The sequence below is a fragment of the Paraburkholderia sp. PGU19 genome (assembly GCF_013426915.1).
In the GTDB taxonomy this organism is placed as follows: Bacteria; Pseudomonadota; Gammaproteobacteria; order Burkholderiales; family Burkholderiaceae; genus Paraburkholderia.
On sequence record NZ_AP023179.1, the window covers coordinates 953942 to 978124 of the forward strand.

General features: G+C 64.1%; 17 protein-coding genes and 2 pseudogenes. 11 read left to right on the forward strand and 8 right to left on the reverse strand.

The genetic code is table 11. The annotated features are described in order from the left end of the window. Nucleotides 1–28 precede the first annotated feature (28 nt). From H1204_RS04350 to H1204_RS04360, 3 genes are all read left to right on the forward strand, one after another. On the forward strand, nt 29–1786 hold the full coding sequence (locus tag H1204_RS04350) for a cation:proton antiporter (RefSeq protein ID WP_180730010.1): 1758 nt from the start codon (nt 29–31) through the stop codon (nt 1784–1786). A 160-nt stretch (nt 1787–1946) separates the two neighbouring features. Then, entirely contained in the window at nt 1947–3371 is a 1425-nt protein-coding gene (locus H1204_RS04355) for a type 1 glutamine amidotransferase (protein WP_180730011.1), read from the forward strand. 268 nt (nt 3372–3639) lie between these two features. Beyond that, nucleotides 3640–4383 carry a DUF2968 domain-containing protein gene (locus H1204_RS04360; RefSeq protein ID WP_180730017.1) on the forward strand — a complete coding sequence of 248 codons (744 nt, stop codon included), beginning with the start codon at nt 3640–3642 and terminating at the stop codon, nt 4381–4383. Nucleotides 4384–4514: 131 nt separating this feature from the next. On the opposite strand, the gene H1204_RS04365 is transcribed toward H1204_RS04360, so the two are convergent. Together H1204_RS04365 and H1204_RS04370 are read right to left on the reverse strand one after the other, a co-directional pair. Further along, nucleotides 4515–5693 (reverse strand): hypothetical protein, encoded by a 1179-nt coding sequence (locus H1204_RS04365; protein ID WP_243468553.1) that lies wholly within the window; start codon nt 5691–5693, stop codon nt 4515–4517. Nucleotides 5694–5856: 163 nt separating this feature from the next. Then, on the reverse strand, nt 5857–6414 hold the full coding sequence (locus tag H1204_RS04370; RefSeq protein ID WP_180730019.1) for a GNAT family N-acetyltransferase: 558 nt from the start codon (nt 6412–6414) through the stop codon (nt 5857–5859). Between the two features lie 424 nt (nt 6415–6838). Between H1204_RS04370 and H1204_RS04375 the strand changes: the two genes are divergently transcribed. After that, a complete protein-coding gene (locus H1204_RS04375) occupies nt 6839–8140 on the forward strand; it encodes an MFS transporter (protein WP_180730021.1) in 1302 nt (433 codons plus the stop codon). Nucleotides 8141–8249: 109 nt separating this feature from the next. On the opposite strand, the gene H1204_RS04380 is transcribed toward H1204_RS04375, so the two are convergent. Further along, nucleotides 8250–10097 carry a tetratricopeptide repeat protein gene (locus H1204_RS04380; protein ID WP_180730023.1) on the reverse strand — a complete coding sequence of 616 codons (1848 nt, stop codon included), beginning with the start codon at nt 10095–10097 and terminating at the stop codon, nt 8250–8252. A gap of 147 nt (nt 10098–10244) precedes the next feature. Here H1204_RS04380 and H1204_RS04385 point away from each other — a divergent pair, with 147 nt between their 5' ends. From H1204_RS04385 to H1204_RS04400, 4 genes are all read left to right on the forward strand, one after another. Continuing rightward, on the forward strand, nt 10245–10589 hold the full coding sequence (locus H1204_RS04385; protein WP_042316335.1) for a metalloregulator ArsR/SmtB family transcription factor: 345 nt from the start codon (nt 10245–10247) through the stop codon (nt 10587–10589). Beyond that, nucleotides 10586–11653, forward strand: coding sequence for a cation diffusion facilitator family transporter (locus H1204_RS04390; RefSeq protein ID WP_180730024.1), 1068 nt, complete (start codon nt 10586–10588; stop codon nt 11651–11653). The genes H1204_RS04385 and H1204_RS04390 overlap by 4 nt, the downstream gene beginning before the upstream one ends. Nucleotides 11654–11764: 111 nt before the next feature. Continuing rightward, nucleotides 11765–13492, forward strand: coding sequence for an FAD-dependent monooxygenase (locus tag H1204_RS04395; RefSeq protein WP_180730026.1), 1728 nt, complete (start codon nt 11765–11767; stop codon nt 13490–13492). 191 nt (nt 13493–13683) lie between these two features. Next, a complete protein-coding gene (locus H1204_RS04400) occupies nt 13684–15102 on the forward strand; it encodes an IS66 family transposase (RefSeq protein ID WP_180730027.1) in 1419 nt (472 codons plus the stop codon). A gap of 234 nt (nt 15103–15336) precedes the next feature. Here the strand turns inward: H1204_RS04400 and H1204_RS04405 are convergent, their stop codons facing one another. From H1204_RS04405 to H1204_RS04420, 4 genes are read right to left on the reverse strand one after another with little or no spacing between them, the layout of a single operon-like run. Next, a complete protein-coding gene (locus H1204_RS04405) occupies nt 15337–15591 on the reverse strand; it encodes a formate dehydrogenase subunit delta (RefSeq protein ID WP_180730029.1) in 255 nt (84 codons plus the stop codon). Between the two features lie 9 nt (nt 15592–15600). Then, nucleotides 15601–18540 carry a formate dehydrogenase subunit alpha gene (gene fdhF, locus H1204_RS04410; RefSeq protein ID WP_180730031.1) on the reverse strand — a complete coding sequence of 980 codons (2940 nt, stop codon included), beginning with the start codon at nt 18538–18540 and terminating at the stop codon, nt 15601–15603. Nucleotides 18541–18554: 14 nt separating this feature from the next. Further along, a complete protein-coding gene (locus tag H1204_RS04415; RefSeq protein ID WP_180730032.1) occupies nt 18555–20114 on the reverse strand; it encodes a formate dehydrogenase beta subunit in 1560 nt (519 codons plus the stop codon). After that, nucleotides 20111–20620 carry an NAD(P)H-dependent oxidoreductase subunit E gene (locus H1204_RS04420; RefSeq protein WP_180730034.1) on the reverse strand — a complete coding sequence of 170 codons (510 nt, stop codon included), beginning with the start codon at nt 20618–20620 and terminating at the stop codon, nt 20111–20113. Before H1204_RS04420 ends, H1204_RS04415 begins: the two co-directional genes overlap by 4 nt. A 134-nt stretch (nt 20621–20754) precedes the next feature. On the opposite strand from H1204_RS04420, the pseudogene H1204_RS04425 reads away from it, so the two are divergent. Together H1204_RS04425 and H1204_RS04430 are read left to right on the forward strand one after the other, a co-directional pair. Beyond that, nucleotides 20755–21833, forward strand: a pseudogene (locus H1204_RS04425) (substrate-binding domain-containing protein). Between the two features lie 155 nt (nt 21834–21988). Then, nucleotides 21989–22255, forward strand: coding sequence for a hypothetical protein (locus tag H1204_RS04430; protein WP_180730036.1), 267 nt, complete (start codon nt 21989–21991; stop codon nt 22253–22255). Between the two features lie 60 nt (nt 22256–22315). Here the strand turns inward: H1204_RS04430 and H1204_RS04435 are convergent. Continuing rightward, a pseudogene (locus H1204_RS04435) lies at nt 22316–22674 on the reverse strand (hypothetical protein). A 375-nt stretch (nt 22675–23049) separates the two neighbouring features. Here H1204_RS04435 and H1204_RS04440 point away from each other — a divergent pair. Next, nucleotides 23050–24177: a glycosyltransferase family 4 protein gene (locus H1204_RS04440; RefSeq protein WP_180730037.1), complete on the forward strand. Its 1128-nt coding sequence runs from the start codon at nt 23050–23052 to the stop codon at nt 24175–24177. Nucleotides 24178–24183 lie beyond the last annotated feature (6 nt).

The window sequence follows — 24183 nt, forward strand, 5'->3', positions numbered from 1 at the left end:
TGGATTACTTTTTGTAAGGAATAAGGCTATGCACCACGGTATCGGCTTCATTCAGGATCTGGCAGTCGTAATGGCGCTTGCCGGCGTCGTTACCGTGCTGTTCCATCGCCTGAAACAGCCGGTGGTGCTCGGCTATATCGCGGCGGGCGTGATCATCGGGCCGTACACGCCGCCGTTCCAGCTGATCCACGACGAGCAGACCATCCAGACGCTCGGCGAACTCGGCGTCGTGTTCCTGATGTTTTCGCTCGGTCTGGAATTCAGTCTGCGCAAGCTCTTCAAGGTCGGCGCGACGGCCATCGTCGCCGCGCTGTCGGAGATCGTGCTGATGCTGTGGATCGGTTACGAGATCGGCAGCGCGTTCGGCTGGAGTTCGATGGATTCGCTGTTTCTCGGCGCGATCCTCGCTATTTCGTCGACCACCATCATCGTCAAGGCGCTCTCCGAACTGGGCCTCAAGCGTGAGAGCTTCGCGCAACTGGTGTTCGGCATTCTGATCGTCGAGGACATTCTCGCCATCGCGATGCTGGTGCTGCTGTCGGGTATCGCTCAGACGGGCGAGTTGTCGGCGGGCGTCGCGTTCGTCACGCTCGGCAAACTGCTGCTGTTCATGACGGTGTCGCTGGTGGTCGGCATTCTCGTCGTGCCGCGCGCGCTCAACTACGTCGCGAAGTCGCAGAGTGACGAGATGCTGCTCGTCTCCGTGCTCGGCTTCTGCTTTGCGTTCTGTCTGCTGGTCGTCAAGCTCGATTACAGCATCGCGCTCGGCGCGTTCCTGATCGGCGCGATCATGGCCGAGTCGCGTCACCTGCACCGTATCGAGCATCTGATCGCGCCGCTGCGTGACGCGTTTTCGGCGATCTTCTTCGTGACCATCGGGCTGATGCTCAACCTGGCCGTGCTGGTCGACTACGCGTGGCCGATCGCCGTCATCACGGTTGCCGTGATTCTCGGCAAGATCGTCTCGTGCGGGCTCGGCACGTTCCTCGCGGGCAAGGACGGGCGCACGGCGATGCGCGTCGGCATGACGGTGTCGCAGATCGGCGAGTTCTCGTTCATCATCGCGTCGCTCGGCCTCACGCTGAAGGTGACGAGCGCGTTCCTCTATCCGATTGCCGTTGCCGTCTCCGCGCTCACCACGCTTTTCACGCCCTATCTGATCCGCGCCGCCGACCCGCTCACGCAGCGCCTCGGCCGCGCGATGCCGCGCACCGTCGCCAACGTGTTCGGCATGTACGGGCAGTGGCTCGGCAGTCTGCGGCCGGCTTCGGGCGAGCCAACCGTGTTCGGCCTCACGCGTCGGATCATTCTGCAGATCGCGGTCAATCTCGCGATCGTCGCGGCAATTTTTCTGGGTGCGTCTTATGGAGCGCCTTACGGGAGTGGATTCATTGAGAAATGGCTGCCGTCCGAGCCGATGCAGCGCGTCTTGCTGTGGGGCGCGGCGCTGCTCGTCTCGCTACCGTTTCTTGTCGCGGTCTACCGGAAGACCAAGTCGCTTGCGCTGTTGCTGGCCGAAATCAGCGTTCAGCCGGCGAAGGCCGGGCGCTTCACGAGCGCGATCCGCTACGCCATTTCGGACCTCGTACCTGTCGTTTCGATGCTAGGCGTGTTTCTGCTCGTCGCAGCGCTGTCGAGCACGATCCTGCCGCCGACGGGCCTGCTCGTCGCCGTGCTGGTCGTCGCCGCGCTGCTGCTGGCGCTGCTGTGGCGCTGGTGCGTGCGGATTCACGCGACGATGCAGATCGCGCTGCGCGAAACCTTCGACGAGCAGCCCGATCCATGATGCAGCGCCCCGCGTCGCGCCGATTGAGACACATTCGCGCAAGGTTGCATGTTGTGTCCTGATGTGACGAATTGTGTGCTGGTTTGCCCCGGTGGGGCGCGAGGCGGATAATGAGACATGTCTAATCGTTCGCGCGCGAAGACGCGTCTGTCAAACAGTCATGAGCGAGAACAACTCCGATAACGCTGGCACACCCGGCACACCTTCTCCTTCGATGAGCCAATCCGGCGCAGCCGGGTCGCCATCGTCACCGGCGCCTTCATCGACTCCCTCGGCGCCGACGCCGACGCCCACTCCAGCACGGGAAGCCAAAGAAGCGGCTTCCACCGATTCCCCCGAAAGCGCCTCCAACGTGACGGCCGAGAGCGCGGCCGCCGCGCAGCGACGCGACGCCGAACAGGCACGCACGAGCGCTGCGCAGGCTGCCGCGCAACAGGAAGCGGCGGCGCGGGTCCAATCGGTCGTATCGAACGCGGAACGGGCGGCGGCGACGGCGGCGTCGGCGAACCCGCCAGCCGCGAACGCTGCGTCAGGCACGACGTCCGGTGCGGCGGACGCGGCGGCTAAGGCGCCTGCGGGCGGCGAGCCGGACGGCACGCTCGGCGCGTCGGCCAAAAAAGACGGCGCGCCGCCGCCGGGCTTCGGCTCGGCACCGGATTTCAGCGCATCCAATCCGCCACCCGCGAGCGCCTATCCGCCGGGACCGCCTGCCTATCTGAAGCACAACGATTCGGCGTGGTCCGTGTTCGGACGGGTCATTGCGGCGCACGCGCGGCAGATTTTCGACCGCGCGGGCCGCAGGATCACACAGCGGACGTTGCGCATTGGCGTGTCGGCGCGGATCTTTCACCCGGAGCCGGGTGCGAAAGGGCTGCGCGGGAAGACGCTGCAGTATCTGGAAGAGTCGATCGCGCACTGGGTGATGTCGCGCGACGTGCTCGTCTTCATGATTCCGACGGTCGGCCATCAGGGGATGCTGCACCCGAGCAACATCCGCCTGCGCGACTATGCGAAGCATCTGGACGGTCTGCTGCTGCAAGGCGGCGCCGACGTGTCGCCGCAGTCGTACGCCGAGGTGGCGACGCGTCCCGAATGGCCCGGCGATCGCGTGCGCGACATGTACGAACTCGAGCTGCTGCACGAGTTCGTCGAGTCGGGCAAGCCCGTGCTCGGCGTGTGCCGAGGCTGCCAGCTGATCAACGTCGCGTTCGGCGGCACGCTGTATCAGGACATCGCGACGGATGTGCCGACGGCGGGCGTCCACGTCAACGAGCATTACGACCAGCATCGACATTCGATTCATTTCCCCGAAGGCTCGACGCTCGTCAACATGTTCCCCGGCCGGCGCGAGGCGATCGTCAACTCGATCCACCACCAGGCGGTCAACCAGCTGGGACGCGATCTGAACATCGAGGCAGTGTCGGGGACGGACGGCATCATCGAAGCCGTGCGCTACCGGCGCGCGCCGTTCGTGATGGGCGTGCAGTGGCACCCTGAGTTCCACCGCGCGGGCGGTCCCGAACTGCTCGATTGCACGCCGTTGCTCGATACGTTCCTGCGGGTCGCGCGCGAAACGCGTTTCTGATTGCCACGTCTTTCGATTTGACGCGAGCGGGCCGCTGATGGCTCGCTCGCGTTTTTCATTTGTATCTGTCAAACATCTGCGCGACGCCTGGTTGAAAACCCATTCGCTTGAGAGAACAGCCGTCGTTTTTACGATCTTTTGCGTTTGCGCGTCGAATTGCTTAGTTGTCCGTTCATCTCGATTTAAAGTCCTGCCGCAGCGCGTCAGAAAGGGCAGATTCCGCGCGATAATCCGAGGCTGTTTCTGGATACGCATGGAGTATCGACGTATGAAGTACCCCTTCGATCTGCGCCGCACGGTCTTGCTCGCGCTTGCTTGCGCGCTCATGCATGGCGGCGTCGCGCTGGCGGCCAGCCAGTCGGCGGCAGGAGCGGGCGTCGTGCGCGCGGGCGCGGTGAAAGGCGCAGCCGCCGACGCGCCGGACACTCAAAGCGATGTCGCGTCCGCCGACGACACGGGCAGTGCATCCGGCCTCGACGCGAATGCCGACGCAAGCGGCAGCGTACAAGGCGAGGTCGCCGATCTGATGCAACTGATCCACGACGGCGGGCTGACGGAAATGCGCACCACGTACAACGGTGGTTATGGCGCTTCGCTGTTCTTTTACGCGCAGAGCATGACGTACTACGTCGCGCTGTTTCAGGACAAGCACTTCTGGCGCGTCATCAGGACGTCCGACCAGGCGCGGGCCGAATCCATCTATACCGGTTTCGCGCGGCACACGGCGCAACTCGCTGACGTCGAGATCCGCCGCGCCCAGTTGCAGGCGCAGAAGGCATCGATCGAGCGGGTGATCGGCGAGTCGCATGCGCACGCACAGCGGCTGCAAGCGGATATCGAAGTGGCGCGCGCCCAGGAAGCGAAGGTCGCCGATTATCAGCGGCAAACGCAGGACGAAACGCTCGCGTTGCGTGACGAAAAGGACAAGGCTCAGGCGCAATTGCGTCAGTTGCAGCAGCAGGTGTTGCAGTTGCAGCGTCAGGCGGAGGCTGGGCTGCCGGGGAACCGGTGACGGCGTTTGCCAGGCGGCAACGGAAACGCAGCGTTGTGTTTTCGCGGGAAGGGGAAAAGGGCTGAGTCCATGATTTTGCTGGACTCAGCCCTTTTTGTTTGAGACTGATTTGATTGATCGCCGCTCGCGACTTACTTCGAAAAGCTATCGGGGACTTCGGTCACGCGCCGCTGTGACATGTGGTTCATCCACTCAGTGCTGTTGGTGTTCACGCGGTCCTGGCGGACCGAGGCAGGCGCGACGTCCCGTACATGCGTGCCCGCTGACATCGTGATGGAATCGTAATCACCCTTCAGGCGAGCCGACGGCGCGAGAGGCGAGTAGTCGCCCGCGACGGAAGGCAGGTGACGCGCGCGATGTCCCGTCGAAAGCTGTGTTTCCGACGATGCATGCAAGTCGTGATGTGGCGCGATGTCCCGCGCTAGGTCGACCGCATGTGGCACGCGACGCGCGCTCGTATTCGCCAACTCGTTGCGCTCGCGCTTCGTCGAGTTCGCTTTGCGTACGTCTCGCGCAGAACGAGCTATGCCGGACGGCTTCGCGCGCTTCGTCGAGACGCTTGCGTGGGCATCGACAGCGCGCGGAGCGACGGGCGCCGCGCGCTCGGCGGTGATCCGCGAAGGGTGAGCAGCAGGTGTTTCGTGGCCAGTAGCGGGCGAAGCAGAAGCATGCGTCGTTGCGGGCCCGCTACGCTCGGAGGAAACATGTCGGGCCTCACTGCCCGACGTGTTGATCGTCGTGCTCTCGTCCGGTTTGCGCGCCGTCAGATCCCCGCGCGTGCGATTCCACGCGACGGGCGCATCCGCCGGGCGCGCGATATTCCCGGAACGGCTATGCACGTTTTCAGCCTGATTCGCAGCGGCGTTGAGCGTCACCTCGGGCGCGGCGGCGAGCGTCGGCGACGCAGGCTGTCGCGGATGGTTCGCCATCAGCCACGCAATCGCGGCCACACCACCGATTGCGCAAGCGCCGCCCGCAAGCGTGTTCCATTGACGGCTCTCACGAGCCGGCGCGTGCGTCGGATGACGCATGTCCAGTGGAATCGGGCTGGGCATGGCGACAGGTGCCAGCGTGGCGGAGGGCTTTTGCAGACTGTCAGGGTCCCAACGGCACATGGCGCGGATAGCGTCGGCACTCAGGCAAAAGGTGCGCAGCATCGCCGCGTACAGCGCCTTCAGTTCCATGCGGAAGCTGACATTGGGCGGCAGCAGTGACCATTCGCGGCCGAGCGAGCGCGATACCAGCTCAAGAGGGCGAAGGCGCGGCATTCTGATTTCGCCGACTACTAGTGTGAGTGCGGATGTCGACACGGTCTTCGCCTCGTTCTTGTTCGTGTGTTTGGCCTCGAAGCGGCGGACGACAGCGGATGTGAACGCAACGCACGTTCACGGCCCGGTCGAGGCGTTGGGTCGCGGTATCGTGGCAGACGGTTGTCGATTCAACGATCAGATGAATCTGAAATATTTAGTTATCTTAATAATTTGGAGATTCGCGATTCAAGCGATAGACATATCTCAACGCCGTGATGTCGACGCCGCCCATATGATCGGGCTCGGCGCCCGAAAACTGCCAGCCTTGCCGTTCGTAGAACGCGATCGCGGGCGCATTGCCTTCCAGCACATATAGATACAGCTGCGCCTCGCCATGCTCGCGCGCCCAGTCCTGCGCGGCGCGCATCAGCAGCTTGCCAGCGCCGATTCCCTGGTGCGCGGGCAGCGCGTGCAGATTGTCGAGCAGCACGCCCCACGGCGAATCCGGCTGACGCTCGACGCACACGAAGCCGATCGGCTCGCCTGCACGCTCGGCCACCAGCACGGTCCGCCGGTCGGCGCCCGGCGCCGACATCCGCGCGCGCCAGTACGATGCGCGCTCCTGCGTGACCTCGCCGTCGAGAAATGCATCCGGCAGCAGCCCGCGATAGGTCGCCTGCCAGCTAGCGCTATGGATGGCGGCAATGAGATCGGCGTCGGCCTCGGTCGCGGGGCGCAGCGTGAGGGACGAAAGAGCGGGCAGCGAAGCGGAATCGGACATTGCGGCGGTAGTGCGCGGTAGAAAGGAACGGATTGGCCACCAGCAGGCGGCAAGAGAGTCACAGAGAGTCACGATACGGCGCATGTCGCCCGGCGTCACCTGGCTCGGCTTGCCGGTCGAAAACCATATCGGAAGAATTTTCTTGGAAGTGCGTGATTGTAAGGAAATTGTATTGAATGCACGCCCTTCAGAGTAACGTTATTATCACGTCAGGCAGATGTTGTAAGTGAAACATCACGTTTACCCTGATATCTCGACAGCATGTGCCGCATGAGAATACCGCGCCCACGCAAAGCGCCACGCCCTGAAGGGCGCAGGCGCGACCCGGCCGAGCCGGACCGGGCATCCGCGCTGTTCCGGCGGATCGTTTGAACTGCCCAGCGCTGTCTGTTCCTGCAGGCAGCGGGCTCATTTCGAGAAGGTCATGGCAACTGCATCCCATGCTCACGTAGCGACGGACGAATCCAAGGTCCGTACCGTATTCCGCGTCGTCAGCGGCAATTTCCTGGAAATGTACGACTTCATGGTCTACGGCTACTACGCCGCTGCGATCGCGAAGACGTATTTTCCGAGCGGCAATGACTTCGCATCGCTGATGCTGTCGCTGTCGGTGTTCGGCGCGGGCTTCCTGATGCGTCCGCTCGGCGCGATCGTGCTCGGCGCGTACATCGACCATCACGGCCGTCGCAAGGGCCTGATCCTGACGCTCGCGCTGATGGCGCTCGGTACGCTGACGGTCGCGGCGATTCCCGGCTACGCGACGATCGGCGTGCTCGCGCCCGTGCTCGTGCTGCTCGGGCGTCTGCTGCAAGGTTTCTCGGCAGGTGTGGAACTGGGCGGTGTGTCGGTCTATCTGTCGGAGATCGCGACCAAGGGCAACAAGGGCTTCTATTGTTCGTGGCAATCGGGCAGCCAGCAGGTGGCTGTCGTGTTCGCCGCGCTGATCGGCGTAATCCTGAACCGCATGCTGCCTGCCGACCAGATGACGTCCTGGGGCTGGCGCGTGCCGTTCCTGATCGGCTGTCTGATCGTGCCGTTCCTGTTCATCATTCGCCGCTCGCTGAAGGAGACGGACGAGTTCCTCGCGAAGAAGCATCGTCCCTCCGTCAGCGAGATTTTCGCGTCGATGCTGCAGAACTGGGGCGTCGTGCTGGGCGGCATGGGCATGGTCATCATGACGACGGTGTCGTTCTACATGATCACCGCGTACACGCCGACCTTCGGCAAGGAAGTGCTGAAAATGTCGTCGATCGACACGCTGATCGTCACCGTCTGCATCGGCGTATCGAACCTGGTCTGGCTGCCTGTGTCGGGTGCGATCTCGGACCGCATCGGCCGCCGTCCCGTGCTGCTGACGTTCACGATCCTCACGATCCTGACGTCGTATCCGGCCGTGCAATGGCTCGTCGCCGATCCGTCGTTCGCGCGCCTGCTGATGGTCGAGCTGTGGCTGTCGTTCCTGTATGGCTGCTACAACGGCGGCATGGTCGTTGCGCTGACGGAAGTGATGCCGGCCGACGTGCGTACGGCGGGCTTCTCGCTGGCATACAGCCTGGCGACGACGATCGGCGGCTTCACGCCCGCTATCGCGACGTACCTGATCCACTCGACGGGCAACAAGGCGGCGCCCGGCCTGTGGATGAGCGTCGCGGCCGTCTGCGGCCTGATTGCGACGCTCGTGCTGTATCGCACGCCGGAAGCGCGCAACCAGTATCGGACGGCGTAAGCGGTCGGTGCGCGGGGCGCCAGCCCCGCCTGATTCTGAAGCTGCAAAGCAAAACCCCCGCACGCGTGCGGGGGTTTTTATTTGATCGACGGCTTCGGCAAAGCGGTGCTCAACTGCGTAATGCCGCCGCAACCTCGTCGACGACGTCTCCCCACGCGCCAGGCCGCGGCTGCCGCACGAGCCGCGCGGACGGGTACCACGGGCTGCGCGTATCGCGTGTGAACCAGCGCCAGTCGGCGGCGAACGGCAGCATCAGCCAGAGCGGCTTGTCGAGCGCGCCCGCCAGATGGGCGATTGCCGTGTCGACCGACACCACGCCGTCGAGCCGCTCAATGATCGCCGCCGTATCCGCAAAGTCGCGGATACGCCCATCGAAGCGATGAATGTTCTTCGCGTGCGGATGCGCGTCTAGCGTGGCGCGTTCGTCGTCGCTCAGCGCGGGCTGCAGCACGATCCAGTCGATGCCGTCGAGCGCGAACAGCGGCTCGAGCGCGGCCAGCGGCAGCGAGCGGTTTTCCTGACGCTGCGCGCGTCCCGACCACGCAAGTCCGATCTTGCGCTTCGCCTGTCCGCCGAGCGAGCCTCGCCACGCGCGGCGCGCCGCGGCGGGCGCATTCAGATACGGTGTGCGCGCCGGAATCGTGTCCAGCTCGGTGCCGAGCGCGAGCGGCAGGCTCAACAGCGGGCATTGCAGGTCGGCGCGGGGCCGCGGCGCGCCTTGCGCGATCAGCGTGACACGCCATTGCTGCGCCATCGGCTCGAGTAGCGACAGCAACTGCGGCTGCACTTCGAGCACCACACGTGCTGCGCGCTGCGCCACCACCTCGACGAATCGGACGAATTGCAGTGTGTCGCCGAAACCCTGTTCGGCGTGCACGAGCAGCGTGCGCCCGGTAATCGGCTCGCCATTCCAGCGCGGCAGCGGCGTCGCGTCCGACTGTAGCGCCGCGTTTTCCAGCCGCCATTCGTATTCGGGCAGCCCGCGCTTGAAATCGCCGAGCGTGAGCAGCGTTACGCCGCGATTCATGTGCGCGATGGCTTGATCGGGCCGCAGGCGCAGCGCCTGCTCGAAGGCGCGCAGGGCGGCGTCGTACGCGCCGAGCGCGTGATGCGCGGCGCCGAGACTCAGCCAGGCAAGCGCGAAGTTCGGATCGAGACCCACGGTGCGCTCGAAGCGCGGCCGGGCCTCTTCGTGACGGCCGAGCGACGCGAGGGCGTTGCCAAGGCCGAACAGCGCGGGCGGCAGGTTCGACTGCAGCGCGAGCGCGGCTTCGAACTCGGCGACGGCTTCGTGATGCTGTCCCGTCGCGTCGAGCGTATTGCCGAGGTTGAAGCGCGCGGCGACGAAGCGCGGCTCGATCTTGAACGCCGCGCGAAAATGCGCGATGGCCTCCTTGGCCGAACCCAGCGCATTGAGCGCCATGCCGATGTTGTTGTGCGCACCCGCATGGCCGGGCCGCAGTTCGAGCGCGCGGCGGAATGAATCGACGGCTTCGCGGTGCCGGCCGAGCGCGTGCAGCGCATTGCCGAGATTGACGTGCGACGAGGCGTCCATCGGCTGCAGGCGCAGCGACTTCTCGAACGCGTCGACGGCGTCTTCGTGGCGCCCGGCGAGCGCGTACGCATTGCCGAGGTTGTAATGCGCCATCGGAAACGCCGGCGCGAGCGTCAGCGCATTGCGAAAGCGTTCGATTGCCTGGTCGAGCCGGCCGAGCGCCTTCAGCGCGTTGCCGAGGTTCAGCTGCAGCGCGGCGTCCTGCGGGCGCAAATCCGCGGCGCGGCGCACGAGGTCGGCCGCTTCTTCGTGCTGGCCTTGCTGATGGCGCAGCACGCCAAGCAGATGCAGCGCATCGACGTGGACGGGATCGAGTTCAAGCGTGGCGCGATAGTCGCGCTCGGCGTCGTCGAGCCGTCCGTCGCGATGCGCGCTGTAGGCGCGGTCGAATACTGGATGCATGACGCAGGCGAGGGTGTGAGGCAGGAAAACGCGCATTTTCCCACACTCGGCGCATGCCCCCGACTTGACGCGGACAGTGTTGTTCAATAACATATGAACACCTGTTCACATGTATGTATCGATGCTGTGTCGATACGGGTGCCCTCCATGTCTACCGCGCTTTCTCTGAATACCGACGACCGTGTCGTGCAGATCGCCGATCTGTTCCGCCTGCTGGGCGACCCGACGCGCCTGCGCATCGTGCTCGCGTGCGTCGACGAGCGACGCGCGGTGGGCGCGATCGCCGAATCGTTGAATCTGTCGCCTTCGCTCGTCAGCCACCATCTGCGGCTGTTACGGGCGGCGCGCATCGTGCGCGCGGAGCGGCAGGGCAAGCAGGTTTTCTACGTCGCCGCCGACGGCCACATCAGCGGCATGCTGACCGACATGCTCGAACACGTCGCCGAACCCGTCAGCGAATCCGCCGCCGACCTCACGCAGGATCACGCATGAAATACACCGCTCACACCACCGACGGACCCACGGCGCAGCATCAGCCGAAGTCCGACGCGCATGTCCACACGGACGCGTGCAATCACGCGGCGCACGACCACGAACCGCACGAAGCGGGCAACAAGGCGTCGCACGCGCATCATCACGGGGCGGATGGACATCACCACCACCATCACGCCCCCGCGTCAGGCCATGGACGCGCGTTCGCGCTCGCCGTCGCGCTGAACGTCACGATCGTCGTCGTGCAGGCGATCTACGGCGTGCTCGCCAACTCGACCGCGCTGCTCGCCGACGCCGGACACAATCTCTCCGACGTACTCGGCCTGCTGCTCGCCTGGGGCGCCACCTGGCTCGCGACGCGCCGGCCGTCCGCGCGCTACACGTTCGGTCTCGGCGGTTCGTCGATCCTCGCGAGCCTGCTCAACGCGGGCCTGCTGCTCTTCGCGTGCGGCGTGATCGTCGCGGAAGCGGTCGGCAGGCTGTTTCATCCGGCGCCCGTCGCGGGGCTCGACGTATTTATCGTCGCGCTCGTCGGTATGGTTGTGAACGGCTTCTCGGCATGGCTTTTCATGCGCGGCCAGGAAGACGACCTGAACATTCGCGGCGCGTTTCTGCATATGGTTGCCGACGCGGCCGTGTCGGCCGCCGTTGCCGTCAGCGGCCTCGCCATTCTGTTCAGCGGCTGGACGTGGCTGGACCCGGTGATGAGCATCGTCGTGGTCGCTGTGATCGTCTACGGCACGTGGGGCCTGCTGCGCGATTCCATCAAGCTCGCGCTCAACGGCGTGCCGCCCGGCGTCGACCTGCAGAAGATTCGCGCGTATCTCGCCGCGCAGCCCGGCGTCACCGACGTGCACGATCTGCATGTGTGGGCGCTGTCGACGACGGGCAACGCGCTGTCCGCGCATCTCGTGATTCCGGACGGCCATCCGGGCGACATGGTGATCGACGGGATCGTCGGCACGCTGCGCGCGGAATTCGACATGCACCACGCGACCCTGCAGGTCGACATGGGCACGACGCAGCATCGTTGTTCGCTGGATCGCGCGCCGCACGCGCACTGAGCGATATGTCGCACGGCTGATGCGGGATTGATGCGGCGCGTCGTCGGCCACACGGCAGCGAGCGGAACGCTCGGCGTACACTAGCGAGCATGTCCGACTGCGGAGGTCTGCATGACGGGTGCTTCCTTCGACGTACCGCCCGTGCTGATCGTCGGCGCGGGGCCGACGGGGCTGGCGGCCGCCATGAGTCTTGCGCGCGCGCAGGTGCCCGTGCGGCTCATCGACAAGGCGCAGCAAGCGGATCCGCATTCGCGCGCGATCGGCATTCAGGCGCGCACGCTCGAATTGCTGGAGCAACATCGCCTCGTCGACCGGTTTCTCGAACTCGGTCATCGGGCGCGCACCGCGAATCTGTATTCGAACGGGCAGCGGCTGACGCGGCTCGATTTCGATCCGCTGCAAACGCGCTATCCGTATCTGCTATTTCTCGATCAGTCCGTCACCGAGCGCCTGCTGACCGAGCATCTCGCGACGTTCGGCGTGCAGGTCGAACGCGGCGTCGAGCTGACGATGTTCGCGCAGGGCTCGGCGGGCATCAACGCGACGCTGCAACGCGCGGACGGCCATGTCGAGACGCTGCATCCTTCTTACATGATCGCCGCCGACGGCGCGCACAGCGCGATCCGTCACCGGCTCGGCATGAGCTTCGCGGGCAAGACCTTCGAGCAGACCTTTCTGCTTGCCGACATCGAAGCGGATACCGGCTGGTCCGACGACGAGTTTCATATTTTCGCGTCGGGCGCGGGGCTGGCGGCGCTCTTTCCGATGGGCAAGGGCAGACACCGGCTGATTGCCGATCATCCCACGATGCCGGCGCGCGAGCCGGCCGAGGCAGCGTCGAGCGGCGACCCGGCGCCGCTTGCGTCGATTCCCGCGCCGACGCTCGACGAATGCCGGCTGATCGCGAAAAGCCGTATTCACTATCCCGTCGAACTGAGCGACCTGTCGTGGTCCGGCTACTTTCATCTGAATAGCCGCATGGTCGAGCAGTTGCGCGCGCAGCGCGTGTTCCTGGCGGGCGATTCTGCGCATGTGCACAGTCCTGCGGGCGCGCAGGGGATGAATACGGGCATTCAGGAAGCGTTCAATCTCGGCTGGAAAATCGCGCGTGTGCTGAAGGGCGACGCGCCCGACCGGCTGCTCGATACCTACCATCTCGAACGTCATCCGATCGAACGCGACGTGCTGCGGCAGACGAGTTTCGTCACGCAGATGGCGGAAGCGGACCACGGGCCGCTCAAGCTGCTGCGCGAGCGCGTGATGCCCGTGCTCGCCGCGCTGGGGCCGTTGCGCGATGCCGCGCGTCTCACCGTCAGCGAACTGTCGATTCAATACCGGCGCTCGCCGCTGACGCTCGAACGCATACTCGACGGCGGGCCGCGTGCGGGCGAACGCGCGCCCGATGCGCTCGTGCATGTCGTCGATGGACCGTTGGGACGCGCGCCCGGCATCGGCTGCATTTTCGATCTGCACGACCCGGCGTTTTTCTCGCTGTTTCTGCTCGTCGATCCGCCGGAGGAACCGGGAACGGGTAACGGCAAGATACTGTCGTTGCATCGCAAGCCCGTGCGGGCTGCCGATCTGGACCGGTTCGCCGCTGCCGTCGAAGATCTGCTGCCGGGTGCGGTGCGCGTGTGGCGCGTGTCGGATGTGAATGGCGAGGGCGGCGGGCCGTCGCTTAGTGAATCGTTTGGGCGTACGCGGCCTTCGTTTTATCTGGTGCGGCCTGACGGTTATGTTTGCGCGCGCGGGCGCCCGGGCTCTGATTTGAATGGGCTGTTAAGGCATTGCGAGGCATGGTTCGCGAAAAGTGTGCCGGTCGAGCCGGCGGCGTCGTGATGCTGGAGTTTTTGCTGGCATCAGCGGTTTGGTTTTGCGGTGGTATCCGGGATTTGCTTATGTGCTGGCATCCGCGTTATGCCTACGTGCTTCACGCGTTGCCCCTGTGCGGGGCGGCACCTACTTTTCTTTGCCGCCGCGTAACTATTCAGCGCTTGTAAACTGCTACCAGGCTGTGCATAGTGAGGGACATGACGAAGATGCCCGACCTCAAGGACCTGACACCGGAGCAGAAGGACGCACTCATCGTTGATCTGGTGAGGCGTCTGAACGAGCTCGAGGCAAAGCTTGAGAAGGACAGTCATAACTCCAGCAAGCCGCCGTCAAGCGATGGTCCAAGGCGCAAGCCGAAGTCATTGCGCGGCACGAGCGGGGCCAGGCCTGGCGCGCAACCGGGGCACAAGGGCAAGACGCTCAAACGCGTCGCGCAACCCGATCACATCGAGATTCACCCGGTGGCGCTGGTGTGCGATGCATGTGGCCAACGCATCGCAGCAGCCCGCGTGGCCGTGTTGCCCGAAGGCCGTCAGGTGATCGATTTGCCACCCACGCGCTTTGAGGTGACCGAGCATCGCGTGCAGATCGCGCAGTGCCGCTGCGGCAAGCATCACTCGGGCGCATTTCCCAAGGGCGTGAGCCAGGCGGTTCAGTACGGCCCCCAGATTCGCGCCGCAGCCGTCTATCTGACGCAATACCAGCAGTTGCCGGTTGCGCGCACCGCCCAGGCGCTGAAGGACCTGTTTGGTCTGCATGTGGTTACGGGAACCGTCCAGCACAGCATTGATCAGGCCGCGCAGTTACTGGTGCCAGCCGTTGAGCAGATCCGGCAGGCGCTACGCGGGCAACCCGTGGTGCATTTCGATGAGAGCTGCATGCGCGTGGGGCGCGAGTCCCGCTGGCTGCATGTCGCCTCGACGCACGCGTTGAGCTGGTATGGCGCGCACCGCAAGCGCGGCAGCGAGGCGCTGGACAGCTTCGGCATTCTTCCCGGCTTTAGGGGAGTCGCGGTCCATGACGGCTGGCGGCCGTATGCCGGCTATGAGTGTGAGCATGCGCTGTGCAATGCTCATCATCTGCGCGAACTGGTGTTTGTCCTGGAGTCCACGCAGCAACGCTGGGCCCAGCAGATGATTGACCTGCTTTGCCAGGCAAAGCGCGAGGTCGACCTCAGTCAGGCTGCAGGAAACACCGCGCTGAGTCAGGCGCGCCAACGCTATTACACACGGCGCAGCCGCGCCCTGATCGCCCAGGCACGCAAGCTCAATCCGCAGCAGGCACGTGAGTCCGGGCGCCGGGAACGCCGCGGCAGGATCAGGCAAAGCTTTACCTGCAACCTGCTCACACGGCTTCACAAGTATGCCGATGAGGTGTGGCGTTTCATTGCCGATCACCGCGTACCGTTCGACAACAACCAGGCCGAACGCGATATCCGCATGCCCAAACTCAAACAGAAGATCTCCGGGTGCTTCCGCTCGGAATCGGGTATGGAGGCGTTCTGCACGATCCGCTCCTACCTTGCCACCTTACGCAAGCAGAGCCGTTCGCTGATCGACGCGCTCGCCCTGGCCTTTACAGGAGTCGTCGTTTCGCCTCTGGTTACCGCTGAATAGTTACGCCGCCGCAAAGAAAAGTAGGTGCCGCCCGCACAGGGGCAACGCGTGAAGCACGAAGGCAATACGCGGATGCCAGCGCATAAGCAAACCGCGAATGCCAGCAAAAACACAAGCAAACCACGCAGCGTCGCAGACAACCCCCAAAAAAAAGCGTCCGCATCGTTTCCGACACGAACGCCCAACTGCTGTTGCTATTGCGCGAACATCAGCGCGCCTGGAACATCAAGCACCTTAAACCGCCGCAGCCTCCTTCGGCGTCAAATCCTCGCGATGCCTGACCAGCGCCTCACGAACCATTTCGTGCAATTCCAGCTCGACGCCTTCAGGATTCGCATGCAGCGTAGCCAGAATCGAGCGCCGCATACGCGGTTCCCAAAACCGCCGGATATGATCGGCAATATTGTCGATCGCCTCATCGCGGTCCGGCATCGATTCGAAGAAATCGCCGATGCGGTTCGCCATGTCGACCAGATTATGTGCGTCCATTGCGTTGCCTCATTTGCCTGACGTTGTCGCCATCTCACGCTTGCTGAGATGCTCGAGCTGCTCGTTGTTGAAGCGCGAGTACTCCTTCTGCCATTGCGACGGCTGCTCGACGGGCATCACCTGCACGGCCGTCACCTTGTACTCGGGGCAGTTGGTCGCCCAGTCGGAACTGTCCGTCGTAATCACGTTCGCGCCGGATTCGGGGAAGTGGAACGTCGTGTAGACGACGCCCGGCTGCATCCGGTCCGCCACCTTCGCGCGCAGCACGGTGTAACCCGCGCGAGACTCGATGCCGACCCAGTCGTCATCCTTGATGCCTCGGTCTTCGGCGTCATGCGGATGAATCTCCAGACGATCCTCGTCGTGCCAGAGCGAGTTCTCCGTGCGGCGCGTCTGTGCACCGACGTTGTACTGCGACAGAATGCGGCCCGTGGTCAGGATCAGCGGGAACTTCTGGTTGACCTTTTCCGGCGTCGCGACGTACTTCGTGATCACGAACTTGCCCTTGCCGCGCACGAACTCGTCGATGTGCATCGTCGGCGTGCCTTCCGGCGCGTTCTCGTTGCACGGCCACTGGATGCTGCCCAGCTTGTCGAGCTTCTCGTACGACACGCCGTGGAAAGTCGGAGTGAGGCGCGCGATTTCGTCCATGATCTGCGACGGATGCGTGTAGTTCATCTCGTAGCCAAGCGCGCGGGCGAGCAGGATCGTCACTTCCCAGTCCGAGTAGCCGGCGAGCGGCGGCATCACCTTGCGTACGCGCGAGATGCGGCGCTCTGCGTTGGTGAAGGTGCCGTCCTTTTCGAGGAAGGTCGAGCCCGGCAGCAGCACGTGTGCGTACTTCGCGGTTTCGTTCAGGAAGATGTCCTGCACGACGATACATTCCATCGACGACAGCGCCGCGCCCACATGCTGCGTGTTCGGGTCGGACTGCACGATGTCTTCGCCCTGGCAATACAGGCCCATGAAGCTGCCGTGCAGTGCCGCATCGAACATGTTCGGGATGCGCAGGCCAGGCTCCGGTTGCAGCGTCACGCCCCATTCACCTTCGAACAGCGTGCGCGTCACCGTGTCGCTGATATGACGGTAGCCGGGCAGTTCGTGCGGGAACGAGCCCATGTCGCACGAACCCTGCACGTTGTTCTGGCCACGCAGCGGATTCACGCCGACGCCTTCGCGGCCGATATTGCCCGTCGCCATCGCAAGGTTCGCGATGCCCATCACGGTCGTCGAGCCTTGCGCGTGTTCCGTCACGCCGAGACCGTAGTAGATCGCCGCGTTGCCGCCCGTCGCATAGAGGCGGGCGGCTTCGCGCACCTGCTGCGCCGGCACGCCCGTCACGCTTTCCATCATTTCCGGCGAGTTCTCCGGCAGCGCGACGAAATCGCGCCAGTGCTGGAATGCGCGCGTCTCGCAGCGCTCGGCGATGAACGCCTCGTTGAGCAGCCCTTCCGACACGAGCACGTGCGCGAGCGACGTGACCATCGCGACGTTCGTGCCCGGACGCAATTGCAGGTGATGCGTGGCCTTCACGTGTGCCGTATCGACGATGTCGATGCGGCGCGGATCGACGACGATCAGCTTCGCGCCTTCGCGCACGCGCCGCTTCAGGCGCGAGCCGAACACCGGGTGGCCGTCGGTCGGATTCGCGCCGATCACGATGATGACGTCGGATTTATCGACGGAAGCGAAGGTCTGCGTGCCCGCCGATTCGCCGAGCGTCGTCTTCAGGCCGTAGCCCGTCGGCGAGTGGCAGACGCGTGCGCAGGTGTCGACGTTGTTGTTGCCGAACGCGGCGCGCACCAGCTTCTGCACCAGATACGTTTCTTCGTTCGTGCAGCGCGACGACGTGATGCCGCCGATCGAATCGCGGCCGTACTTTTCCTGGATGCGGCGGAACTCCGACGCCGCATAGCTCAGCGCTTCTTCCCAGCTGACTTCGCGCCACGGATCGGTGATCTTCGCGCGGATCATCGGCTTCTTGATGCGGTCCTTGTGCGTCGCGTATCCCCATGCGAAGCGGCCCTTCACGCACGCATGGCCTTCGTTCGCCTGGCCGTTCTTGTGCGGCACCATCCGCACGACTGTGTTGCCCTTCATCTCGGCCTTGAACGAGCAACCGACGCCGCAGTATGCGCAGGTCGTCACGACGGAATGCTCTGCCTGACCCAGCATCACGATGCTCTTTTCCGACAGCGTTGCGGTCGGGCATGCGGCGACGCATGCACCGCACGACACGCATTCCGAGTCCATGAACGGCTGGCTTTCGCTCGCGGCGACGCGCGACTCGAAGCCGCGTCCGGAGATGGTCAGCGCGAACGTGCCTTGCGTCTCTTCACAGGCGCGCACGCAGCGGTTACAGACGATGCACTTCGACGGGTCGTACGTGAAGTACGGGTTCGACTCGTCTTTCTTGTCCTTCAGGTGATTCGCGCCGTCGAAGCCATAGCGCACTTCGCGCAGGCCCGTGACGCCCGCCATGTCCTGCAGTTCGCAGTTGCCGTTGGCGGGGCAGGTGAGGCAGTCGAGCGGGTGATCGGAGATGTACAGCTCCATCACGTTGCGGCGCAGTCCTTGCAGACGGTCCGTTTGCGTGCGGACCTTCATGCCTGCTTCGACGGGCGTCGTGCACGACGCCGGATAACCGCGCCGTCCTTCGATTTCGACGAGACACAGACGGCACGAGCCGAACGGTTCGAGCGAATCGGTTGCGCACAGCTTCGGAATGTTGACGCCTGCCTCGGCGGCGGCGCGCATCACCGATGTGCCCGCGGGCACCGTGATCGACTCGCCGTCGATTTCGAGCGTCACGTCGACGTCGGAATGACGCAGCGGCGTGCCGTAATCGGTATCGTCCATCGGGCCGCGTTCGTTGCGCAGCGCGCCGGCCTTGCAGGCGCAGTTGCCGGAGCCGCAGCCGCCGGATTTGAAAGTGATCGGATCGGACATGTTGGGCTCCAGGGTCAGGCTGCCGCTTTTGGAATGGCGGTTTCGAGACCGAAGTCTTCGGGGAAATGGTCAAGGGCGGAGACGACGGGGAAAGGCGTCATGCCGCCCATCGCGCACAGCGAACCCGACACCATCGTGTCGCACAGATCGCGCAGCAGTTGCACCTGCTTCGTCGACGTGTCGCCGTTGCGAATCCGCTGGATCACTTCGACGCCGCGCGTCGAGCCGATCCGGCACGGCGTGCACTTGCCGCACGATTCGAGCGCGCAGAAGTGCATCGCGTATTGCGCGAGATCGGCGAGGTTCGACGTGTCGTCGTGAATTACCAGACCGCCGTGACCGACGACGGCGCCGACCTTCGCGTATTCCTCATAGTCGAGCGGAATGTCCCACTGGCTCTCGGGCAGATACGTGCCGAGCGGGCCGCCCACCTGCACCGCGCGCGCCGGACGGCCGCTTGCCGTGCCGCCGCCGAAGTCGAACATCAGCTCGCGCAGCGTGCAACCGAACGCAAGCTCGACGAGACCGCCGCGCTTCACATTGCCCGCCACCTGGAACGGCAGCGTGCCGCGCGAGCGGCCCATGCCGAAGTCCTTATAGAACGCCGCGCCCTTCGCGAAGATGATCGGCACGGTGGCGAGCGTGATCACGTTGTTGATCACTGTCGGCTTGCCCCACAGACCTTCGAGCGCGGGCAGCGGCGGCTTCGCGCGCACGATGCCGCGCTTGCCTTCGAGCGATTCGAGCAGCGCCGTTTCCTCGCCGCACACATACGCGCCCGCGCCCTTCGCGACGAACAGTTCGAAGCGATGTTCCGAGCCGAGCACGCTGTCGCCGAGCCAGCCGGCGGCACGCGCCTTGACGATCGCGGCTTCGAGCGTGGCGATCGAATGCGGATACTCGCTGCGCACGTAGATATGGCCAACGGTTGCGCCCGCCACGATCCCCGCGATGATCATCCCTTCGATCAGCACGAACGGATCGCTTTCCATCACGAGGCGGTCGGAGAAGGTGCCCGAATCGCCTTCGTCCGCATTGCAGACGATGTACTTCTGATCGGCCTTCGCGGCGCGCACCGTGCGCCACTTGATACCGGCCGGGAACGCCGCGCCGCCGCGGCCGCGCAGGCCGGATTCGATCAGCGCGTCGACGGCCGCGTCGCCGGACATCGCGAGCGCGTTATACAGGCCGACGATGCCGCCATTGGCGATGTAGTCGTCGGTCGAAAGCGGGTCGGTGATGCCGATGCGCGCGAACGTCAGGCGCTGCTGCTTCTTCAGATACGGAATCTCGTCGACGACACCGACATGCTTCGTGTGCGTCGCCTTGCCTTCGATAAAGCCCGCGTCGAACAGCGATGCCACGTCTTCCACTTCGACATTCCCGTAGCCGATGCGGCCTTCGGGTGTCTGCACTTCGACGAGCGGTTCGAGATACAGCAGACCGCGCGAGCCATTGCGCACGAGTTCGATATCGATGCCGCGCGCTTGCGCTTCATCGACGATGGCCGTGGCGAGTGCGTCCGCGCCGAGCGCCAGCGCCGAGGAATCGCGGGGAACGTAAATGCGCGTCATACCGTTTCCTCCACACGTTTCATTGCCGCTGCGAGCAGCGCGTCGAACTTCTGCGGCGTGACTTTGGCATGCAACTCACCGTTGATCATCATTGCGGGCGACAGCGCGCATTGACCGAGGCAATACACCGATTCGAGACCGACAGCGCCATCGCATGCGTGGTCATGGGCGTGTGCGTCGTGCTTGTGCGCGTCGAAGCGACAACCCGTGCGCGCCTCGATGTGCTGCGCGAGCGCTTCCGTACCCATGCTGCGGCATGCTTCCGCGCGGCACAGCTGCACCGTGACGGGCGCGGCGGGCGACTGGCGGAAGTGGTGGTAGTAAGTGATGACGCCATGCACTTCGGCGCGTGACAGGTTCATCGTCCGCGCGAGCGGCGCCACGGTGTCGGGCGGCACGAAGCCGACGTCGTCCTGAATGGCGTGCAGTAGTGCAACTAGCGACATGCCGGGTCGTGCGTGACGTTGCACGAGTTCGTCTGGCGCAATGGCGTTCGGTCGATCCACAGTGGGGCTCCTCCAAAGTCGATATATGCACTTGTTATTCATAACCCGTGCATCTATGCTTTGCTTGTTTGATATATCAATGCGAACGATAGGCGGGTGGATCGGCTTTCGCAATAGGAACTGCTAGAACATATATGATTCGAATCGAATGCCAAGCACAGCTCATGGTGCGGGACAGCAACGGCCAAACGTCCAGCCTGACTGACGCTGTGCCGCTACTGTCCCTTGTCGACCAGACGGGTAGCATTGCGCAGGCCGCCGCGCTTAAGGGTTTGTCCTACCGTCATGCGTGGGGTTTGCTACGCGCCATCGAGACTCAGCTAGGCGGCGCGCTAATCGAGAAAGAGCGCGGCCGCGGCTCCGCACTCTCGGAACTCGGGCGGGCTGTGTTGCGCGCGCAACGACTTTGCGGCGAGCGTCTGGACGGCAACATGCAGGCGCTGGCGAGCGAAGTCGCCGCCGATCTGAACCGCTGGCTGGCGCCGCCCGCAGAAGACGTACGCATTCACGCGTCGCATGGCTATGCGGTGGCGGCGCTCGTGACGGCGCTCGTCGCCGACGCAGTCCCCTCGACATCAAATACCGCGACAGCGCCGAAGCGATCACGGCGCTTGCGCGCGGCGAGTGCGATCTGGCGGGCTTCCATTTGCCGCGCGGCGAGTTTCGCGCGGTGTGCGCGGATAAGTATCGTCAGTGGCTCGATCCGCAGCGACATGTGCTCGTGCATCTGACGCGGCGTAAGCAGGGGCTCTTTCTCGCGAAGGGCAATCCGAAGGGGATCGGCGGTTTGACCGACCTCGCGCGCGACGACATCCGCTTCGTCAACCGGCAGCATGGTTCCGGCACGCGCATGTTGATCGATCTCGCGCTGCGGCGCGTCGGCGTCGATCCGGATCGCGTCAACGGCTATGCGTCGACGGAACTGACGCATTCGGCGATCGCGGCTTTCGTCGCGAGCGGGATGGCGGACGTGGGCTTCGGCGTCGAGCCGGCGGCGCATCACTTCGGGCTCGACTTCATCCCGATCGTCGACGAGGACTATTACTTCGCATGCGATCGCGCGCGCCTGGAGCGCGAGCCGCTGACAACGGTGATGTCGGTGATGCGCGGCAATGCGTTCCGGCAGAGCGTTGCGCATCTGGAAGGCTACGATCCCGGCGATTGCGGGAAACTGCTCGAACTGGAAGCAGGTCTGGAGGAGAGCGGGGCTTGAGACGAAGGGCCGGTGCGGGCCGTCGAAGCGCGGAGTAAGCGCCCGTAACAACGATTACGGCCGCAGACGCTGCGCTGCACGGCGCTTTGCGCTAATCTCTACGCTTTCGTAATCCTGCCTCAATTGCGCGGTGTCGTCGGCCGCATCGATTCGATATGAAATATTTCGTTCCCGCTTGCGCTGCCGCCCTCACGGCGGGCGCCTTGTTTGCCACCATGTCCGTTGCTTTTGCGCAGAATTCGCCGGGCGTGCCGGGCGGTATCCTGACCGAAGAGTTCAAGCTGAACGAGCATCCGCAGATGCCGTTCGGTGCATCGGCTCCTTCGAAGAAGTATCAGAGCGACAAGCCTACGAAGATGCGCAAGCGCGGCGACAACGGCGATCCGAACGGCTGCAACCTCAAGTGCCCTGAGGATCAGTAAACGACACAACGCACGCGGCGCCTTGCGGCGTCGCGTGCGTCATTGAAACGGCTGGCTGGATTACGGCTTCGCTGTGTGCCACATGTCCTTGAAGCCGTCCCCTTCAGGTCGCCGGGCTTCTCGTCCTTCGCGAAGCGGTAGAGCGGCTTGCCTTTGTACGCCCACTGCTTCTGGCCGTCCGCGCCGTCGATCATGGTCCAGTCGCCCGAGGGCTTGTCGCTGGCTCCGGCGGCGGCGGCGGGCCATGCAGCCGCGCAACCACCCGAGCAGGCGCTCTTGCCCGGTGTCGTGTCCTTGTCGAAGGTGTAGAGCGTGCGTCCCTGTTCGTCGACGAAACGTCCGTCCATGGTTTTCGGCGGCGCGGCGAAGGTGGCCTGTTGCGCGGCGAGCGCGGCGATGAGAAGGAGAGTCTTGCGCATGATGCGGCTCCTGTTCTGACGTGTTGTGTATGGAGTTTATGCAATCGTTCGGTAGGTGCGCGCTTTAAATGCGTTGAATGTGCGCGCATCGAATAAACGGCTGGTGCGCCTTGTTATTCCATCCGTTGTTCGTCGAAAAGCGACCATCGCTTGCGTTAAAGAAGGCCCGTCTTGTTTGAGAGCGGGCCTTTTCATTTCCGTTTGTTCTGATCTGACCACGCTCTGGCTGTCCCGGAAGTCTAAAAGGGGCGCGACCCGGCCGGTATAATTCCCCTGATCTATCAAGAGGCAATGCAAATTGCATTGCGCCGGCCTGCACTGTTCGACGCGGGCCGAGCGGCGAATTCAAGCCCTCGCATACGGGGAACGCCGGGAATGAAAATACTATTGACCAACTTCCATAGCGGTCGTGGAGGCGGTCACGACACGTACGTCGTTTCTATTGCGCGGGCCTTGGCCGCGCGTCACGAAGTCTTCGTCGGTGCGCCGAAAACCAGCAGGCTGTTGCAGTACGCAAGTGGCGTTGCCAATATCCGCGCACTGCCAATGGAGTTTCCCGCCAAGCTCAAGGAACTCGGGCGCCTTGTCGGTGCGATCCGGGCACTGCGCGCACTGCTCGAGCGCGAGCGCTTCGACGTGGTTCATATGAACGGCTCGCCTGATCATCGGCTCGTGATGCTGGCGACGCTGTTCGCCCCGTTCAAGCGGCCGTATTGCGTGTACACCAAGCACAACACGATCCGCGTCAAGCGCGATTTCATGACGAAGCTCAAGGCGCGGCGCGCGACGCATCATGTGATCGCCGTGTCGAAGCCAGCGGCGCAATTGCTCGAAGGGTCGGTGTATGCGGACTGCGGGTTATCGGTGATTCCGAATGGCGTCGACATCGATTTTTATGCGCCTTTCGACGACGCAGCGGCCGCGCTCAGGCGCGATGCGCTTCTCGGTGCGAAACATGCCGGAAAGCTGGTGGTCGGCACGATCACCGGGTTCGACTGGTACAAGGGGACGATGGACATGGTGGCGGCCGTCGCCGCGTTGCCTGAGGATCTGCGCAAACAGGTCGTGCTGGTGGTTGTCGGCACGGAGCCGAATGACGAGCAACGCAAGGTCATCGACTCGCTGGGCATGGACGAGCACTTGTTGATCATCGGCTTCACGGACGACGTGCGCGACTATATCGCGACGTTCGATGCCGGCTTCATGGTGTCGTACGCGGTGGAAAGCAGCTCGTTCGCGTGCCGCGAGATGATGGCGATGGGGCGGCCGGTGCTCCTCACGCGCTACGCAAGCTTGCCCGAGAACGTCGACGAAGGCGTCGACGGCTGGATCGTCGAGCCGCGCGACACGCAGGCGATGACCGGGCGGCTGCGCGCGATGCTCGCAAACCGCGGCCAGTTACGCGCGATGGGGCGACATGCGCGTGCGAAAGCGGTCCGGGAGTTCTGCAACAGCAAGTTCATTCAGGAAACGGAAGAGGTGTACGAGCGCGCCGCAGTGTGATCGTTC

Bases quoted from the DNA above. Each gene is read 5' to 3' on its own strand.
- H1204_RS04350 (WP_180730010.1), top strand. From the start codon at position 29: ATGCACCACGGTATCGGCTTCATTCAGGATCTGGCAGTCGTAATGGCG.
- H1204_RS04355 (WP_180730011.1), top strand. From the start codon at position 1,947: ATGAGCGAGAACAACTCCGATAACGCTGGCACACCCGGCACACCTTCT.
- H1204_RS04360 (WP_180730017.1), top strand. From the start codon at position 3,640: ATGAAGTACCCCTTCGATCTGCGCCGCACGGTCTTGCTCGCGCTTGCT.
- H1204_RS04370 (WP_180730019.1), bottom strand. From the start codon at position 6,414: ATGTCCGATTCCGCTTCGCTGCCCGCTCTTTCGTCCCTCACGCTGCGC.
- H1204_RS04375 (WP_180730021.1), top strand. From the start codon at position 6,839: ATGGCAACTGCATCCCATGCTCACGTAGCGACGGACGAATCCAAGGTC.
- H1204_RS04380 (WP_180730023.1), bottom strand. From the start codon at position 10,097: ATGCATCCAGTATTCGACCGCGCCTACAGCGCGCATCGCGACGGACGG.
- H1204_RS04385 (WP_042316335.1), top strand. From the start codon at position 10,245: ATGTCTACCGCGCTTTCTCTGAATACCGACGACCGTGTCGTGCAGATC.
- H1204_RS04390 (WP_180730024.1), top strand. From the start codon at position 10,586: ATGAAATACACCGCTCACACCACCGACGGACCCACGGCGCAGCATCAG.
- H1204_RS04395 (WP_180730026.1), top strand. From the start codon at position 11,765: ATGACGGGTGCTTCCTTCGACGTACCGCCCGTGCTGATCGTCGGCGCG.
- H1204_RS04400 (WP_180730027.1), top strand. From the start codon at position 13,684: ATGACGAAGATGCCCGACCTCAAGGACCTGACACCGGAGCAGAAGGAC.
- H1204_RS04405 (WP_180730029.1), bottom strand. From the start codon at position 15,591: ATGGACGCACATAATCTGGTCGACATGGCGAACCGCATCGGCGATTTC.
- fdhF (WP_180730031.1), bottom strand. From the start codon at position 18,540: ATGTCCGATCCGATCACTTTCAAATCCGGCGGCTGCGGCTCCGGCAAC.
- H1204_RS04415 (WP_180730032.1), bottom strand. From the start codon at position 20,114: ATGACGCGCATTTACGTTCCCCGCGATTCCTCGGCGCTGGCGCTCGGC.
- H1204_RS04430 (WP_180730036.1), top strand. From the start codon at position 21,989: ATGAAATATTTCGTTCCCGCTTGCGCTGCCGCCCTCACGGCGGGCGCC.
- H1204_RS04440 (WP_180730037.1), top strand. From the start codon at position 23,050: ATGAAAATACTATTGACCAACTTCCATAGCGGTCGTGGAGGCGGTCAC.